The following is a 1,348-nucleotide window of genomic DNA, read 5'->3' as shown; positions in this document are numbered from 1 at the left end:
CTCAGTGTGAGGCTTGCTGGTGCCGCGGATGGCGCGGTGGTTGGATCCCTTCCACTCGGTGACTGGCTCTTAGCGTGGCTGCCGCTCGTCTTTGAGCTGGCCTGCATGCGTATTGCCGTCGCCGGGTGGAAGGACCGGCCGGCGTGACTTGATAGGAGCGTGCAGCTGCCCCACTGAGGTATGTCCGCCGACCGGCCCGACCGTTCGTCCCCCACTCGGATTCAAGGGAGGCAGTGACCATGGTGGTCCTGATCGGCGCTGACGTCCACAAGAACTCACACACCTTCGTTGCGGTCGACGCGGCGGGCAAGCAGATCGGGCAGATCACTGTCCGTGCGACCCATGCCGGTCACGAGAAGGCCTATCGCTGGGCCCGCAAGTCCTTCATCGAGCAGGACCGCAGGTGGGGACTGGAGGACTGCCGCCACCTCACGGGCCTCCTGGAACGCGACCTCCTCGCTCATGGCGAGCCGGTGGTCCGGGTGCCGGCGAAGCTGATGGCCCGCCAGCGCGCCGCCGCGCGCACTCGTGGGAAGTCCGATCCGATCGATGCTCTGGCCGTCGCGCGGGCGTTGGCGAGGGAAGACGATCTGCCGGCCGCGTTCACCGATGAGCGGGCCAGGGAGGTCAAGCTGGTCCTGGCTCGTCGTGAGGACCTGGTCGCGGAGCGGACACGGGTGATCAATCGCCTGCGCTGGCACTTGCACGAGCTCGACCCCGAGCTCGACCCGGCACCGCGTGCGCTGACCCATCGGCCCGCCCAGGAACGGGTGCGGGAGCTGATCGAGGCGAGCGAGGGGATCGTCGCCGAGATCGCGGGCATGGTCCTGGCCGACCTTGAACGACTTTGCTCCTCGATCAGCGAGCTCGATGCACGGCTGCGGGGCATGGTCCGGGATCTGGAGCCGGAGCTGCTGGAGATCCCGGGCTGCGCGGAGCTGTCTGCCGCGAAGATCATCGCCGAGACCGCCGGGATCGAACGGTTCGCCACGGAGTCGAAGTTCGCAATGTTCGCCGGCTACGCACCGATCCCGGTCTGGTCAGGCAAGACCGAAGGCCGAGTCCGGCTGAACAGGGGCGGGAACCGCCAACTGAACTGCGCGATCCACCGCATCGCGATCACCCAGACACGCCTCGAGGGGCCGGGCAAGGAGTACTACGAACGGCTCCGAGCTGAGGGGAAGACAGTGATGGAAGCCCTGCGCTGCATGAAGAACCAGATCGCCCGACGCATCTGGCGCACCCTCACCCGAGCCCACGCCGAAGCCCTCACCACCACCCCCATCCCCCTGAACCCCACCCCAACGACGTGCCTCCCGCACGCCGCTTGACATAGGAGATACCCATG

Annotated in this window: 1 protein-coding gene; it reads left to right on the top strand. The window is 67.3% G+C overall.

Annotated elements, in window-relative coordinates:
* Nucleotides 1–239 precede the first annotated feature (239 nt).
* Nucleotides 240–1,331, top strand: coding sequence for an IS110 family RNA-guided transposase (locus HMPREF3159_RS07665; protein ID WP_070500499.1), 1,092 nt, complete (start codon nucleotides 240–242; stop codon nucleotides 1,329–1,331).
* The last annotated feature ends 17 nt before the right edge of the window (nucleotides 1,332–1,348 follow it).

It is taken from the genome of Brachybacterium sp. HMSC06H03 (assembly GCF_001807385.1).
GTDB classification, from domain to species: domain Bacteria; phylum Actinomycetota; class Actinomycetes; order Actinomycetales; family Dermabacteraceae; genus Brachybacterium; species Brachybacterium conglomeratum.
The sequence above is the reverse complement of the archived record's forward strand: the minus strand, read 5'-3'. Positions and strand labels throughout refer to the sequence as shown.

What these genes read in the sequence shown, in the direction of transcription:
- HMPREF3159_RS07665 (WP_070500499.1), top strand. Translation starts at nt 240, where the DNA reads ATGGTGGTCCTGATCGGCGCTGACGTCCACAAGAACTCACACACCTTC.